Annotated in this window: 13 protein-coding genes; 8 read left to right on the forward strand and 5 right to left on the reverse strand. The window is 57.0% G+C overall.

Translation table 11 applies throughout. The features are described 5' to 3' along the window. Nucleotides 1-2: 2 nt before the first annotated feature. On the reverse strand, nt 3-1,055 hold the full coding sequence (purM, locus tag C3938_RS12960) for a phosphoribosylformylglycinamidine cyclo-ligase (RefSeq protein ID WP_105103705.1): 1,053 nt from the start codon (nt 1,053-1,055) through the stop codon (nt 3-5). A gap of 216 nt (nt 1,056-1,271) precedes the next feature. On the opposite strand from purM, the gene C3938_RS12965 reads away from it, so the two are divergent. The 3 genes from C3938_RS12965 to sodC all read left to right on the forward strand — a co-directional run bounded on the left by C3938_RS12965 (nt 1,272) and on the right by sodC (nt 3,786). Continuing rightward, nucleotides 1,272-2,369: a DUF2066 domain-containing protein gene (locus tag C3938_RS12965; protein ID WP_233998890.1), complete on the forward strand. Its 1,098-nt coding sequence runs from the start codon at nt 1,272-1,274 to the stop codon at nt 2,367-2,369. A 2-nt stretch (nt 2,370-2,371) separates the two neighbouring features. Next, nucleotides 2,372-3,124 (forward strand): DnaA regulatory inactivator Hda, encoded by a 753-nt coding sequence (gene hda, locus C3938_RS12970; protein ID WP_233998891.1) that lies wholly within the window; start codon nt 2,372-2,374, stop codon nt 3,122-3,124. Nucleotides 3,125-3,246: 122 nt separating this feature from the next. Continuing rightward, nucleotides 3,247-3,786, forward strand: a complete 540-nt coding sequence (gene sodC, locus C3938_RS12975; RefSeq protein WP_325027394.1) for a superoxide dismutase [Cu-Zn] SodC — start codon at nt 3,247-3,249, stop codon at nt 3,784-3,786. Here sodC and C3938_RS12980 read toward each other — a convergent pair. The 4 genes from C3938_RS12980 to C3938_RS12995 form a co-directional block, all read right to left on the reverse strand. Continuing rightward, nucleotides 3,780-5,105, reverse strand: a complete 1,326-nt coding sequence (locus tag C3938_RS12980; protein WP_158681685.1) for a catalase family protein — start codon at nt 5,103-5,105, stop codon at nt 3,780-3,782. The genes sodC and C3938_RS12980 overlap by 7 nt on opposite strands. Beyond that, the gene (locus tag C3938_RS12985) at nt 5,102-7,177 is read right to left on the reverse strand and encodes a di-heme-cytochrome C peroxidase (RefSeq protein WP_105103707.1); all 2,076 of its coding nucleotides are present in this window, start codon (nt 7,175-7,177) and stop codon (nt 5,102-5,104) included. Before C3938_RS12985 ends, C3938_RS12980 begins: the two co-directional genes overlap by 4 nt. A 124-nt stretch (nt 7,178-7,301) precedes the next feature. Beyond that, nucleotides 7,302-9,203, reverse strand: coding sequence for a DUF885 domain-containing protein (locus C3938_RS12990; protein ID WP_105103708.1), 1,902 nt, complete (start codon nt 9,201-9,203; stop codon nt 7,302-7,304). 186 nt (nt 9,204-9,389) lie between these two features. After that, the gene (locus tag C3938_RS12995; protein ID WP_105103709.1) at nt 9,390-9,971 is read right to left on the reverse strand and encodes a superoxide dismutase; all 582 of its coding nucleotides are present in this window, start codon (nt 9,969-9,971) and stop codon (nt 9,390-9,392) included. Between the two features lie 339 nt (nt 9,972-10,310). Here C3938_RS12995 and C3938_RS13000 point away from each other — a divergent pair, with 339 nt between their 5' ends. The 5 genes from C3938_RS13000 to C3938_RS13020 all read left to right on the forward strand — a co-directional run bounded on the left by C3938_RS13000 (nt 10,311) and on the right by C3938_RS13020 (nt 15,639). Then, nucleotides 10,311-11,069, forward strand: coding sequence for a hypothetical protein (locus tag C3938_RS13000; protein WP_105103710.1), 759 nt, complete (start codon nt 10,311-10,313; stop codon nt 11,067-11,069). 197 nt (nt 11,070-11,266) lie between these two features. Beyond that, a complete protein-coding gene (locus tag C3938_RS13005; RefSeq protein ID WP_105103711.1) occupies nt 11,267-12,775 on the forward strand; it encodes a fumarate hydratase in 1,509 nt (502 codons plus the stop codon). 1,345 nt (nt 12,776-14,120) lie between these two features. After that, complete coding sequence (locus C3938_RS13015; protein WP_105104514.1) at nt 14,121-14,501, forward strand: hypothetical protein; 381 nt, start codon at nt 14,121-14,123, stop codon at nt 14,499-14,501. After that, on the forward strand, nt 14,479-14,913 hold the full coding sequence (locus tag C3938_RS17895) for a hypothetical protein (RefSeq protein WP_158681686.1): 435 nt from the start codon (nt 14,479-14,481) through the stop codon (nt 14,911-14,913). Before C3938_RS13015 ends, C3938_RS17895 begins: the two co-directional genes overlap by 23 nt. Nucleotides 14,914-15,099: 186 nt before the next feature. After that, a complete protein-coding gene (locus tag C3938_RS13020) occupies nt 15,100-15,639 on the forward strand; it encodes a hypothetical protein (protein ID WP_105103713.1) in 540 nt (179 codons plus the stop codon). Nucleotides 15,640-15,788 lie beyond the last annotated feature (149 nt).

Raw genomic sequence — 15,788 nt, forward strand, 5'->3', positions numbered from 1 at the left:
GCTCAGAGTCCCGCCAGCTCTACGGCTTCGCCGCCGTTGCCGGCTTCGATACTGCCCACCACAAAGGCTTCTTCGCCCAGTTCCTGCAGGCGAGCCAGTGCCTTGTCGGCATCCGCGGCCGGCACACAGACCACCATGCCCACACCACAGTTGAAGGTGCGGTACATTTCGCGGCCTTCGATATTGCCGGCTTCCTGCAGCCAGCGGAATACCGGCGGCAGCTCCCAGCTCTTGGTGTCGATCACCGCGCGCGCATTTTCCGGCAGTACGCGCGGGAGATTTTCCAGCAGGCCGCCGCCGGTGATGTGGCAAAGGGAATTGACCTGTTGCTCCTTGATCAGGGTCAGCAGGTTTTTCACATAGATACGGGTGGGGGCCATCAGGGATTCGGCCAGGGTCTTGCCTTCCAGGTCTTTCTGCAGGTCGGCACCGCTGATTTCCAGTACCTTGCGGATCAGGGAGTAACCGTTGGAGTGGGGGCCGGAGGAGCGCAGGGCGATCAGTTTGTCGCCGACCTGTACCTGACTGCCGTCGATGATGCCGGATTTTTCCACCACGCCCACGCAGAAGCCCGCCAGATCGTAGTCTTCTCCCTCGTACATACCGGGCATTTCCGCGGTCTCGCCGCCCACCAGGGCACAACCGGACAGCTCACAGCCCTTGCCGATGCCGCTGACCACGTCCGCGGCGATATCCACATTCAGCTTGCCAGTGGCATAGTAGTCGAGGAAAAACAGCGGCTCGGCGCCGGCCACGACCAGGTCGTTGACGCACATGGCCACCAGGTCGATACCGATGGTGTCGTGAATGCCCAGGTCCATGGCCAGGCGCAGCTTGGTGCCCACGCCGTCGGTGCCACTCACCAGTACCGGCTCTTTATAGCCGCTCGGCAGCTGGCACAGGGCGCCGAAGCCCCCCAATCCGCCCATCACTTCCGGGCGCGCGGTACGCTTGGCAACGTGCTTGATACGCTCAACCAGGGCGTTGCCCGCATCGATATCAACGCCGGCATCTTTATAGCTGAGAGAGGGAGTGGTGGGCTTGGAGTCGCTCATGGTTCAACCTGTAAGGGCCTGTTTCGGAGGGCGCGTATTCTAGTGGAAAAAGTACACAATGTGCGAACTGAAGGCTGGGAGAAATAGCCGACACTGATACAATAGCCGCTAATTGACTGCCGGGAGATGTCTCCCGATCCGCAGAGGCGCCGCGAATGGGGCCCGCGACAGGGCAGTCACACGCAATATCATAAGAGGTAAGGGGACCGAGAGCCGATGCCATTAACGACGAATTTCCGTACGGTGCTCTGCTTCTCACTGTTGCTGGCGACAATCATGCTGGCCATGCCGTCTTCGGCGAGAGTTTTGCCCGATCTGTACGAGGTCAGTGAAGCGGTGGCCAGCCGTGGCACCACCGATCGTGCCGATGCCGCTGTGCGCGGTCTCGGGCGTGTCTTCGTGCGGGTGACCGGTGACCAGAACATCGCCAGTGACCCGAAACTGACCCCGGTGCTGGAGCAGGCGCAGAAGTATGTGCAGAGCTACCGCTACGACAGCGACAACAACCAGCTCTATCTGAATCTGTCTTTCGACCCGAAGGCGGTCAACGAGCTGGTGCACCGACTGCAACTGCCGCTGTGGCCGAACAACCGTCCGGGCACCCTGGTGTGGATGGCCGTGGATACGTTGCAGGCGGGCCGCGACACCCTGCGCCAGGAAGATTATCCCGAGCTGTTCGGTTTGCTGGATGGTCTTGCCCTGGAGCGCGGTCTGCCGCTGGACTTCCCGGTGATGGACCTCAATGACCAGCGCAATATGCCGCTCGGCAGCCTCTGGGCTCAGGACGAGAATGCCGCACAGCAGGCGGGTGTCCGCTATCGCCCTGATGCCACGCTCATGGGGCGCCTGCTGCAGACCTCAGCGCAACGTTGGCAGGCCAACTGGCTGCTGATCCACGGTGGCCGCAGCTACGCGTTCGACGCCGAGGGCAGTTCGCTGGAGGAAGTGGCGCTGCGCGGCGTGAATGAAGCGGCCAACCGCATGGCCGAGCGCTATGCCGTGCGCGCTGGCGGCACAGGTGTCGCCAGCGCAGTAATGGTGGAGATTGCCGGCATTCGGAGTTTTGCGGACTATTCCGCCGCTACCAGCTACCTGCAGGGGCTGGCTCAGGTCAGCAGTGCCGATGTCCTGGCCGTCAATGGCGACCGTCTGACTCTGTCGCTCACTACCAGCACACCGCTGGAAAACCTGCGCGATGTGCTTTCGCTCAACCGCAACCTGCAACTGGCGGGAGAGGACGGGCTGGTGGACCTCACCGGTTACCGCGCTCCACTGGGCAGTGCCCAGAATCCGCTGCGCTACAGCTGGCATTGATTGTGGCGCAGAACAATCAGTCCGGCGACGTGCCACAGCAGCTATCGCTGGGTGTCTCCCTGCGGGATGACGCCACTTTTGCCAATTTTTTCCAGTCCCATGAGGCGGGCGAAGAGCGGGAGGCTGGCAATCGCCAGATCGTCGGCCTGCTGCAAGCTTTTGCCAGTGGCGACAATGCCGAGCCCTGTATCTACCTGTGGGGGGAATCTGGCAGTGGGGTGACCCATTTGCTGCAGGCGGTATGCCAGGGGGCGGAAATCGCGCGCCGCGGCTTCCAGTATCTGCCACTGGCGGACCTGATCGACGGCGATCCCGAAGTGATGGTGGAGGGGCTCGAATTCCTCGACCTGGTGTGCATCGATGATCTGCACCTGATCGAGGGGCGCCGCCATTGGCAGACCGCGCTCTTCCATCTTTACAATCGCCTGCGTGACAGTGGTCGTCAGTTGTTGCTGGGGGCGCGGAAGTCCCCCCGCGGCCTGGAGCTGGAACTGGCGGACCTGCAGTCGCGGCTGCAGTGGGGACTCACCTTTCAGCTGCACCCACTGAGTGACGACGACAAACTGGCGGCCCTGCGCCAGCGCAGTAAGTTGCGCGGGTTCGACCTGCCGGAGGACGTCGCCCACTATATTCTTCACCGGGCCCCGCGGGACACCCGCGCGTTGTTTGCCTGCCTTGAACAGCTCGACCGCGCCTCGCTACAGGCACAGCGCAAGATCACCATCCCCTTCGTCAAACAGGTTCTGAATATCTGAACCTGTTCCCTGGCCGGTGCATCCGCCCGGCCTTCTTGGCATTTACTTCTACACTGTATTCGTTGATGTGTATTTATCCGCCGGCGCTGGCTGTGGCTGTCGGCATGCAGTGGAGGAGACCCATGCTCCGATTTTCCCGAAATGGCTTTATTCGCGCAGGAATAGCTGCGGCCCTGATGAGCACGGCGGCATTTGTGAGCGCCGAGACCGTGGTCAGTGTTCTGAAGCTCGATAGCAAGGGGGTCGGCACATTGCTCGGTACAGTGACCATTGCCGAAACCCCGTACGGCCTGGTGTTCACTCCGAACCTGAAAGGGCTGCCACATGGGGTGCACGGCTTCCATTTGCACGAAAATGGCAGCTGTGAGCCGGCGGAAAAGGAGGGGGCGATGGTGCCGGGGTTAGCGGCCGGAGGACACTACGATCCGCAAAAAACCGGCAAACACGGCATGCCCTGGGGCGACGGACACCTGGGAGACCTGCCGGCGCTGTATGTGGACAGCGACGGCAAGGCGACGACACCGGTGCTGGCCCCCAGGGTCAAGGTGTCTGACCTCAAGGGGCGGGCGCTGATGATTCACGCCGGTGGCGACAATTATTCCGACCAGCCGAAGCCTCTGGGTGGCGGCGGTGCGCGGATGGCCTGCGGCGTGATTCAGTAGTGGTTTTCCGCCAGCACCTCCGTGTTCGCGCCATAGCCATCACACTGACTGCTGATTACTTCGTCGCCAGCAGGGCGTAAGTGCGTATCAAAACACCGTGGCAGGGGCCATATCGGCTTTACGATATTCAGTCCCTGGTGCGGTGTGCAGGGTTCTCCCGGTATACACCAGTCGGAGGGTTCCTGTTGCGATACGTTGTTGCCGGTGTGACGGAACTCGGAAACGGCGTGGTACACCAGCCTGCGTGCCCGGTTGAGACTTCCCAGGGGTTCCCACGCTCCTACCCCGTGCCAGGGATTCATGGACAGGTTTTCACAGAATGCCCACTGTGCGTCGCTGGTAAAGTGCTGCGGTGGGATGTGAATACGCGCCACGGGAAGAAACGGTGAGTCCTTTTCATCCCAGATCACGGTGGCGTCATCCAGAGGTGTGTCGGCGTGGGTATTGCGCGGCTGTACGGTGAATTCAAAGCAGGCGCTCGCCGTTTGCAAGGTATCGGCGAGCTGCTCGGTGAGGTAGTTGTCGCCGGTCTGGTCGACCGTGATCGGATAGTCGGCCCCAGGGCATGGGCGGCTGGTGAATTTGATTTCCGTGTCGCCTAACCGGTAGGGGAGGATGGAGAAGTAGCGCTCCTGCAGCGGTGTGTCGATGGTGGACGATACCGTCTGAGCGGCGCGCATCATCTGCTTCAGGTGTAGTCGCGGCGGCCACACACTGAAAAACCAGCCGCTTCTGTCTTGTCGCGCCAGGTACTGCATGTTCTCCGCGTAATCGTGAATATTGCGGTTGAAAAATGCCTGATTGTTGGCCATCAGGAAATCCTGAGTAGCGCCGTCCCCCAGTTCCGGGGCGATGGGTTCACCATCGGCTCCCATCAGCTTTATCGCCATGCCGCGCGCGTCATTCTTTCCGTCGGCCTGGACCAGCATGTCGCCGTTGGAAAAGCGAATCCAGGCCTGGTAACTGCGCCCGGGTTCGGCGAATACACTGTGGCGAAACTGTGGGGGAATATCGCCGTTCACTTCAAACGTCGCGCGCACACAGGCGGTGGCCTTGGCGTGCGCATCCCGACGGAACTGGTTGCCATAATGGAGGCTGTTCTGTTGTTGCGCGATACGGGAAATTTCGAGCCCGGCCAGCATGGCGGAAGCGATGGCGGTGCGCTCTTCGCCGGAAATATCCATCCCCAACTGTTGGATGCTGATATCCAGGGCGCGCAGGGCGTCCGGTTCACTTTTCGAATGTTGTGCAGAGCTGATCCCGCAGTACAGGGAACATGTCAGTGCGCAAGTGATTCGCCAGAATGTTTTGTAATTCATTGCAGAACATGCCCCTGTGCCAGAGTAGCCGTCGCGTGGGGATGGTATTTGTCACAGGCCAGTTCGCCAATGGCGCTGGCGGGCGGCGGGGGATACTGGCTCCAGTCCTGCGGATCGCCGCCGAGAGCGTCGTTGTAGTCGGGATTGCCCATTACCTTGAGATACTCGATCAGCGCCATGCGCTCTTTCTCACTCAGACGCTTGCCGATGCGCCCCGCCACATTTGCGTCGGTAAACAGGTGTCCTGCGTTACTGTTACCGGTCCGGGTGGTATCAAATTCGAAACTGCCTGGGCGCATGTCGGTGACATAGCCGAGTTTCTGTGGGTTGTATTCGCGATGACCCACGCCAAATTCCACCGGGCGCGCCTCCAGCGGCGACAGCAGGTCATAAATGGTGGGTACCGAGCCGTTGTGCAGGAAGGGCGGCGTTGCCCAGACACCATGCAGTGGGCGCGCTTTGTAGGCGGTCTTGTTGACAATACGGAAGGGCACATTAAGGCCATCGTAATCGGCAATACCATTGTCGTCGCTGGAAATGCCGCGGTTTTTGTACAGCGCCGGTACCAGCTCATTCAGCAGCAGTTGCAGGCCATCCCCCGCGTTAACCCGTCTGTTTTTTTTCGCATCGGGTCCGGTGGCATTTTGGGGCACCAGTGGGCCGGGATCGTAGGTATGATTTTTGTAATTCAGCGCGGCGGTGGCATCGGTACCGATGACATCGATATCAATCCATGGAATGGACCAGAGGGACGCACGCCAGTCCTCGCGCACCGGGCGGCCCTCGTCATCGTAAGAGATCTGTCCAGCCATATCCCATTGCCAGTTGACGCTGCGCTGGTTTCCGGGATTGTCATCCGAGCTGCTGGCCAGAGGCCACGCATAGGGTTTGGACTCGTGCGGGCCGTGGCAGTGGGCACACTGGTCCGCAAACAGGGCTTTGCCGCGGCGTGCACGGGAGATGTCGATCTCTCCCAGTACATCTTCGGGCCATTTTGGTGGCTTGAGTTTACGCAGTGTGGTTTCGATACACTGCATGCCTTCCACATCGATGGTGGAGCGGCCAAACTCTCCTTCCGGTAACCGTGCGCCGTCGTCGTCCACCAGTTTTACCGGTGCCATTACCCCGAGGCTTTCACCCACATTGCGCGCCATGGCCTGATTGGTGAAGCCGGTGTATTGCACCCAGTCGAAGCGCCAGATATCCCACAGGAAGGGGTAGCTCACCGGTGCGTTGGCCACCTTGTAGTTTTCCTCGATCCCGAGGTTGTAGCCGAACACGACGTTGCCGATGCGCCCGACGGCATCGGTGCGGCCGCGTCCCTCGGCGGTAGGGAACAGGTTCGACTGACCTGGCCCCCTGGAAAAATTCCACACTTCACCGACATAGTGTTTGAGGTCGCGCCGCAACTGCTTGCGGGCGTCGGCGTCTTCCCCGGCGACCCGGTCTGCGAACCGCGACCATTTTTTCGGGTTGACCAGTGTTTCGATCGCGGCGGCATTCAGCGAAACAATGAACTCACCCGGCGCGCTGGTGGACATACCGTGAATAGCCTGTCCGCCATCGACCCGCAGGGCTGTGCCCTTATAGTGCAGCTCGCCGGTGTGACAAAGTGCGCAGCCCAGATCGAGCCGTTCGCTGTTGTCGTCACGGTTGAGGTGTTTGCCCATGCCCACCGGATGGAGCCCGGTATCTCCTCCGTGGGTATGGTCCCGACCTTCCACGATAAATCCCCAGCCGCGCAGGTTTTCCTCGCTGGCAAGTCGGTCGCGGGAAAATGGCAACTCCAGGGCAGGCAGCCATTGGTAATGCAGCCCCTGCAGCTCCGTACCCTGTGGTGTGGAATAGAACAGCGCGCGATCCTCCGGGCTCCAGCCCTGGTCGAGATAGCGCACTTCGGTGATGTGCTCACTGGTGATATTGGGGGAGAAGTACTGCCGGGCGATCGAGCAGCCAGTGAGCGCGATACCGGTTATGAGCGCGACTAATAGGGCCCCGCGTAAGACCCCGCGGCGAATTAGAACCCCGCGGCGAATCGCGGCCTGTTGTCGAGAAGACTGTTGAAAATCCATTTTGAGTCTTGGAGCGATTGGTTGGTTGAATGCGGGATTGTAAATGCCATGCGCCCAAAAGCAAAAAGCCGGGTATGGCTGTCCATACCCGGCAGATGATCGCAATGGGAGAGTGTCAGGAAAATCAGTTGCTGCCTTTGTTTTCCTCGATCCAGCCGTTCACGAGATCTTCCAGCACGTCCAATGGTACGGCGCCATTTGCCAGTACCACATCGTGGAATTCGCGAATATCGAATTTATCTCCCAGTTCCTTTTTGGCGTTCTCACGCAATTCGACAATTTTCATCATTCCGATCTTGTAGGCAGTTGCCTGGCCGGGCATCACGATATAGCGCTCAATGGCCTTCTGCACATCGCCGGATGGGTTGGGGGTGTTTTCCGTCAGCCAGTCGATGGCCTGTTCACGGGTCCATTTCTTGCTGTGAATGCCGGTATCCACCACCAGCCGTCCCGCGCGCCAGAGTTCCATTGCGAGGCGACCGAAGTCGGAATAGGGATCCTGGTAGAAACCGATTTCCTTCGGCACCAGCTCGGAGTACAGACCCCACCCCTCGGTATAGGCGGTGTAGCCGCCGAACTTGCGGAAAGAGGGGACGTTATCCAGTTCCTGCATGATGGACAGCTGCATGTGGTGTCCGGGAATGCCCTCGTGGTAAGCGAGCGCTTCCATCTGGTAGGTGGGCATGCTGCTCATCTTGTACAGGTTGGCGTAGTAGATGCCCGGGCGCGAGCCGTCCGGCGCGGGGCGCTGGTAGAAGGCTTTACCCGCGGATTTCTCCCGGAAAGGCTCGACGGCTTTCACGGTCAGATCCGCTTTCGGTTTGGTGATAAACAGTTCATCCAGGCGGCCCTTCATGGTATCGATGATGGCAGTGGCTTCTTTCAGGTAGCGCTGCTTGCCGTCTTCGCTTTCCGGGTAGTAGAACTGCGGATCTGTGCGCATGAATTCGAAGAACTCCTGCAGGCTACCTTCAAACTTGACCTTTTTCATGATCTCGCGCATTTCGTCGTGAATGCGCGCGACTTCTTCAAGACCTTTCTGATGGATCTCGGCTGCGGTCATGTCGGTGGTGGTGTAGACATTCAGGCGATGCTGGTAGTACTTGTCACCGTCGGGAAATTTCCACGCCCCGTCGTCGGTAGTGGCTTTTTTTTCCAGTTCTGCGAGGTAGCCGTTAAGTTTTTCATAAGCGGGTTTGACACGCTCAAGCATGGCCGTTCGGGCTTTCTCGATCAGCGCGTTTTTTTCTTCGGCGCTGATCTCCAGCTTGTCAACCTTGCCTTTGAAATCCGCATATAGAGTGCTGTCTTTACCCTCGTCATAGGGTGCACCGGTAATCAGGTTTTTGCCGTCACTGATGACATAGGGAAACACGAACTTCGGCACGATAACCCCGGCATCCGCGCGCTCCTTGAGATTGGCAATCACCTGGTCGAAATGCTCCGGCAATGCACTCAGGCGTGCGATATACGCCTCTGCGTCGGAAGTGTCATCAATTCGGTGCTGGTTGATCAGTAGCGAGGCGACGCCGGTGTGATCGGCGTACATCTGATTGACCGGGTAGGTATGCAGTCGCCACTGATAGCCCTCAATATCCTGCTCCAGCTTGCGAATGGCGAGTTCCAGTGAGAGACGGGTAGCGTCGTCCAGCTGCGCGGGGTCGACTTTTTTCAACTCTTCCAGTTGGCGTTTGTTGATCTCGTGAGTTTCTTTTTCGAATGCCGGCGAAATGTCGTCCCACTTGTCGTAACCATCTTTCATACCCAGAAAGGTTCTGAACTCCGGGCTGCGGCTCAGATGAGCCTGGAACTGGTCTTCGAAGAGCTGGTTGGTGCTGGCGATGATGTCAGGATTGCCGGTATTTCCCTTTTTATTGGCATCATCCGGGCTTGCATCAGAGGTTGCCTGGATGTCGGCGCCTTGGGTGGCGGATGGGAGTTGGTCGGTATTTGCGGATTCCCGCTCGCAACCCGCCATGGCCAGGGCGCTTATGGCGGCGGCCAGTAAAGTCATCTTCAGCTTCATTGTGTGCTCTCAGCTTCTGTTATTAAGGAATGTCTGCTCGGTTACAGCGCCGTGTGTTGTAACCATAATGGAAGTGCGATGCAAATCCCGCGCTCTCCAGTAGAAGAGTGGGGAACATGGCGAGCATAAAAAAAGCGGGCCGGAGCCCGCTTCTGGTCGCGCTCGTCGGCGCGGAGCTTCTGACGGTCAGGCGAAGTTCTGGTTCGCGAAATCCCAGTTCACCAGAGCCCAGAATGCTTCCATATATTTCGGGCGGGCATTGCGGTAGTCAATGTAGTAGGCATGCTCCCACACATCACAGGTCAGCAGCGGGGTGACACTGCTGTCGGTCAGCGGAGTTTCGGCATTAGAGGTGTTGACGATAGCCACGGAGCCGTCAGCCTTTTTCACCAGCCAGGTCCAGCCGGAGCCGAAATTGTTTACGGCACTGTTGGTGAACTCTTCCTTGAACTTGTCGAAGGAACCGAAAGCTGCATTGATGGCATCGCCGACTGCACCGCTGGCCGCGCCGCCACCGTTAGGGCTCAGGCAGTTCCAGTAGAACGTGTGGTTCCAGATCTGTGCGGCGTTGTTGAACACGCCGCCGGATGAGGATTTGATCACGTCTTCGAGGGATTTGTCCGCGTCCGGAGTACCTTCCAGCAGGCCGTTCAGTTTGTCGACGTAGGTCTTGTGATGCTTGCCGTAGTGGTATTCCAGGGTTTCCTGGGAAATGTGTGGCTGCAGCGCGTCCATAGCATAGGGGAGTTCGGGGAGAACGTGTGCCATGTGATAATCCTTCCTTTGTCTTGGGACCCCCGCCGACCGCATGTCCGGCGGCAGGTCAGTTATTGGTGGGAGGCATTCTACACGCGCTTGAAGTCATTATTAAGCCATTGGACGAACCAATGGGCTCCAGAGGCGGCGTTGTCGGCAAGATATGCGCAAGTTGTAAACAAATGCGTCGTCGTTCGGTTTTGACGGTGCGGTCACTGATAGACCTGTGCTGCGGGAATGGCCTATTCTGATCACTGTGCCCGCTTACTTTTTCGTCAGTTTTTGGTATAACTGCCGCAGTTTTCTACTTATATCCGGCCCGAGGGCCGCAAGCCAACGCAGGACAACAGCATGCAACGCAGAGAGCCCACATTCGATGGCGGCAGCTCATCTTCTATGGACCCTCAGATTTCCGCCAGCGGACCTATTGGTGGCAAGCGCTACGCAGCGCCTGAACCGCCTCTGCCGGCATCTGGTCGCGAACCTTCCTCAGGTGGTGGATCTTCCTTTCTTTCGGTACTGGCCCTGTTACTGGCGCTGGCCGGTCTCGGTGCGGCCGGCTTTCTCTACAATCAGTGGCAAGTGACCCGCTTGCAGCTGAGCGACGCGGAGTCGCGCATTGTGCAGTTGGAGAAACGCTTTGAAATGTCCGGCGAAGAGTCGGCAGCCTCTGTCGAGGTGTTGAATGCGAAAGTCAAGGAGAACGCCTCTGAGATCCGCAAGCTGTGGGGCGTGTCGTACGACACCAACCGCAAGGACATCGCCGCCAATAAAGAGGCGAATGCGGCTCAGCAGAAATCCATCGCGGCCCTGACCAGCAAAGTTAACAGTGTTGAGTCCGGCCTGAAAAAAGTGGCCGCGCTGGAGAGCGAAATGGCCAAGCTGAAAGAAGCCACTGCCAGTGCCTCCAGTGAGACCAGGGACAAGGTAGCGAGCCTCGAGCGTCAGCTGACCTCCGTGCGTGCGGATCTGACTGCCCGTGTTGGCGCCAATGAGGAGGCGGTGCAGTCCATCGACAGTTACCGCCGTAGCGTCAATAAGGACCTGGTGCAGCTGCGCGATGCCATCCGCAGCCTGCAGTCGAGTTCCAGCACTGCCTCAGCCCCCTGATCCGGGACAGGAACCTTCTCTGAATCTGGTTAGCGGCGAGCTCAACTGCCGCTAACCATTCTCATTTTCATCCTCCGCCTGAATTTCTTCTCTCACCCTGTTTATTTCACGTAATTCGGCCTTCGCCAAATCCAACACCTGCGGGCAATTCGTGTAAAATCGCCGCCTTCGAGACGACACCATACACGGAGCCGGCAATGACCATAATCCGCCAGGACGACCTGATCGATAGCGTGGCTGACGCGCTGCAGTTCATCTCTTACTACCATCCGCAGGATTTTATCCAGGCCCTGAACAAGGCCTACGAGAAAGAAGCCAACCCGGCGGCGAAAGACGCCATGGCCCAGATTCTCATTAACTCCCGCATGTGTGCCCAGGGCCACCGTCCCATCTGTCAGGACACCGGTATCGTGACCGTAAAGCTCAAGGTGGGCATGAACGTTCAGTGGGAAGCAGAAATGAGCGTGACCGACATGGTCAACGAAGGTGTGCGCCGCGCCTACAACAACCCGGACAATGTGCTGCGCGCCTCCATTCTGGCGGATCCGGACGGCGCCCGTAAGAACACGGGTGACAACACCCCTGCGGTCATTCACTATGAAATCGTGCCCGGTGACACCGTAGACGTATACGTGGCCGCGAAGGGTGGCGGCTCGGAAGCCAAGAGCAAATTTGCCATGCTGAACCCGTCTGACTCCGTGGTGGACTGGGTACTGGAAATGGTGCCGAAAATGGGGGCTGGCTGGTGTCCCCCCGGCATGTTGGGCATCGGCGTCGGTGGTACTGCCGAAAAGGCCATGCTGCTGGCGAAGGAATCCCTGCTGGACCCGATCGACATTCAGGATCTGCAGGAGCGCGGTGCCTCCAACCGCGCCGAAGAGCTGCGTCTGGAGTTGTTCGACAAAGTCAACAAGCTGGGTATCGGTGCCCAGGGCCTGGGCGGCCTCACCACCGTGCTGGATGTGAAGGTAAAGGACTTCCCGACCCACGCCGCCAACAAGGCGGTAGCCATCATCCCGAACTGCGCCGCCACCCGCCACACCCACTTTACCCTGGATGGTTCCGGCCCCGCGCGCCAGGCTCCCCCGAAGCTGGAAGACTGGCCGGAAATTACCCGTGAAGCCGGCGGCAACACCCGTCGCGTGAATCTGGACGAAGTGACCCGCGAAGACGTGCTCGGCTGGAAACCCGGTGATACCCTGCTGCTGAACGGCAAAATGCTTACCGGCCGTGATGCGGCGCACAAGAAAATGGTGGATATCCTCGCCAAGGGCGAGAAACTGCCGGTAGATCTTACCGGTCGCTTCATCTATTACGTGGGCCCGGTGGACCCGGTGCGCAACGAAGTGGTTGGTCCGGCCGGCCCCACTACCGCCACCCGTATGGACAAATTCACCCGCACCATGCTGGAAGAAACCGGACTGTTGGGCATGATCGGTAAGGCCGAGCGTGGCCCCACGGCGATCGATGCTATCCGCGACAACAAAGCGGTCTATCTGATGGCTGTCGGCGGTGCCGCCTATTTGGTGGCCCAGGCCATCAAGGATGCCAAGGTTATCGCGTTCCCGGAACTGGGTATGGAAGCCATTTACGAATTCGAAGTGGAAGACATGCCCGTCACCGTAGCGGTGGACAGCAACGGAGAATCCGTACACAACACCGGCCCGGTCATCTGGAAGCACAAGATCGAGGAAGGCGCGGTGTAACAAAACCCGCATTCCTTGATTGGCAATTAAAGCCGGCTCCGATTATGGGCCGGCTTTTTTGTATCTGCGCCTTGCATAATGGGACTGATCCAAGCCAATTGATGGTGTCCAAGTGAGTCCTAGATCAGTAGCGGGAGTTTGTTGGTTCGATAAGCTACTGATTTTGAATAAGTTTTTTTGATTTTGGGGTGGTAATAGAGGTAGATATATAGCAAGTCGGCTATATATTTCTCTATGGGATTTGAAAGAGGATGCTGTAAGCTCTTGCTGTAGAAGGATTTTTTTAAGAGCTTGGATTTGTTGGCTGAGAGATATATGGCGCCGACATATATAGCTTGGGCTTTTGAATAAACTGTTAGTGTTTTTATTAGCTGTCGAATGAAAATACGGCTTCGTAGAAAGTAATGCATGATGAACGGTGGTAGATTCAAGCCATAGATTTCTCAAAAGTATTGTAGAAATCGTGGTTCCACCATTTGGCTTTTTCGGTCAGGCAATGGGGCACTTTTCGGCGGTTTCGCTTGTGCCGCGCCACCAATTTGATTAATCGTCGGCTTCGCCCACGATTCGGTACGGAAGGTCTGTGCCAGGAGGGCGGCGCCGCACCGTGGTATATTTCGGTTTTGTAAAAGGTTTTTCCGTTCGTTCTCCGGAGTGGTTGCGTCAAGCATCACTCCATGAAAAAGGTCGGTAGAGCCCCAAAACACTAACAAGGCGCTGCAGGCCGACGGCCAACTTTGTGCACTTTATGCGCGGTCGCTGCGCTCCCATTGTCGCGCATAAAGCGCCCAAAATTGTCCGCGGCTGAGCGCGGCGTTAGAGCTCATGATCGAAAATAGTCCGAAGGTCTTTATTGCTTGGCTCCCACTGATCCTCACGCTTCTTATGGTCAGTGCTCCAGCAATTCTTTTTGAGATCGACAAGTTTGCCGTTTGCGTACAAATGAGCTCGTCTTATGGAAGCGAGTTCTTTTGCGGGCACCAGGAGGGTTACGCGAGGCCGTACCTTTTAGTTGGTAAGCTAGTGGTTGTAGCTGCGTATTTATTTGCTCTCTCTTATACCGGAGGGCTTGAGCTAAATCGCAGCTACAAGTTTGGACTTATCGCGTCTTCTATAGCCATTTTCCCGGCGGTGGTAATCTGGGTTATGGCAGCGGTCCTCGGAAGCCCTGGGCCGTGAAAGCTCTAACAAACGCAGGCAGTTTGCTACGGCCCCTGGCGGGGCCTCCGCGGGACGCCCAACGCTATGCACATTTTGTGCCGGTCGCTGCGCTCCCAGTTTCGCACAAAATGTGCACAGCATTGGTCGCCCCTGCTGCGGGCGTTAGGCCCACTAGGAGAAAATGATGTTCGGATGGTTTAAGAAAAAAGAGTCAGCCCCAGATTTTTCTAGCGTAGACTCAAGAGAAAAGGCCGAGGCTCTAGTTCAAAAAGGAGTGCTTAAAAAGCTCTTACTCCTACCTTCCGAGTTCGGTGGCGAAGACGTTCCACCAAACGTCGTGTATGTACCTGAATTTGCAGTTGAGCTCAAAGCCAGAACCGATCATAACGTAGTTTTGCCTCTTGCTCAGGAGGGTAAGGTAACTCGTTACAACGCGACTCCTGAGTATCAAGGCAAGAGTTTTATTCCCTCTGCAATTAACATTGTTGCTAGCGAACCTGGTTCTTTTACATACCGAGTAGCCATCTGGGGCAAGCCGCTGAGTGAGTCCAACGCAACGGCCTAACAAACAGCGGCAGAGCGACAGCCAACGCTACGCACATTTTGTGTTACTCGCTGGCGCTCAAACATTAACACAAAATGCGCTCCGCGCTGGCTGCGCCTGCGCTGGGCGTTATGCATCTAAACGAAATATGAACATTGCTCTAATTATTATCTGTATTGCTGCGAGCCATTTTGTGGCGCTATTCGCTGCTAAAAGAACAAAAGATGAGACTCGGGCATCGGTTCTTAGTGCGGCTATTGGAGTTCTGTTTTTCGCTATTGTTACAGTGGCCGCTGTAGCTTTTGGATATATTGAAACAAGTCAAATACTGGGGGATGACCTTTGGCGTACCTTAGGAACGTTGACACTTGTCGCCGTTGCGTTTGGCATGCGTGGATGGCAAGTTTCTTTAAATTCCTCGACGCGCTCGTGATCTGTAAATGCATAACAAGCGCAAGCAGTATGCTCCGGCCCTTCGGGCCTCCGCGGGACGCCCAACGCTATGCACATTTTGTGCGGGTCGCTGCGCTCCCAGTTTCGCACAAAATGTGCATAGCATTGGTCGCCCCTGTTGCGGGCGTTAGCTGTACATTAACCTTTTCCACAAGAATGAATAAAAATGAAATATCTAGTTTTTTCTTTCCTCGCTATATTTTCCTCTATCGTTTTCGCGGAAACTGCTAGCGATAGAGCGCAAGTTTACTTTAATGACTTGGCGGAGGGCCGCTATGCGCAAGCTGCTGAGCATTTCGACCCCAAACAGCTCAGAGAATTCAGGGAGCTAATGAGCTTCTATACCGTTCTTCCTGAAAATGAGAGGTCGCAGTTCATTAACTCTTTCTTTGGAGAAAATGAAACAGAAGAATCAGTCAAAAATAAAAGTGACGTAGAATTTTTTGCCGGACTATTCAGTTTCATAATGCTTAGAGCGGAAGCTGCAGGCGGTATCAACTTTGATGGTATGGAGATACTTGGCGAGGTAAAGGAGGGAGATGATACATCTCACCTAGTAACTCGAAATAAAGTAAGTGTAGGGGAAGTTAACTTAGAGGCAATGGAGGTTGTTTCTCTAAGGAGAATCGACAAGCATTGGAAAGTGATGCTCTCCGGAAAATTAAAAGGCTTACCTCAGCAGTTAGAAAAAGCGTATTCCAAGTAATAAGGATGAAACAGCTAACAAAGCGCTGCAGGCCGACGGCCAACTTTGTGCACTTTATGCGCAGTCGCTGCGCTCCTATTTTCGCGCATAAAGCGCCCAAAATTGTCCGCGGCTGAGCGCGGCGTTAGTTGCAACCAGGAATCTAAAGC

It is taken from the genome of Microbulbifer pacificus, from assembly GCF_002959965.1.
Lineage (GTDB): Bacteria > Pseudomonadota > Gammaproteobacteria > Pseudomonadales > Cellvibrionaceae > Microbulbifer > Microbulbifer pacificus_A.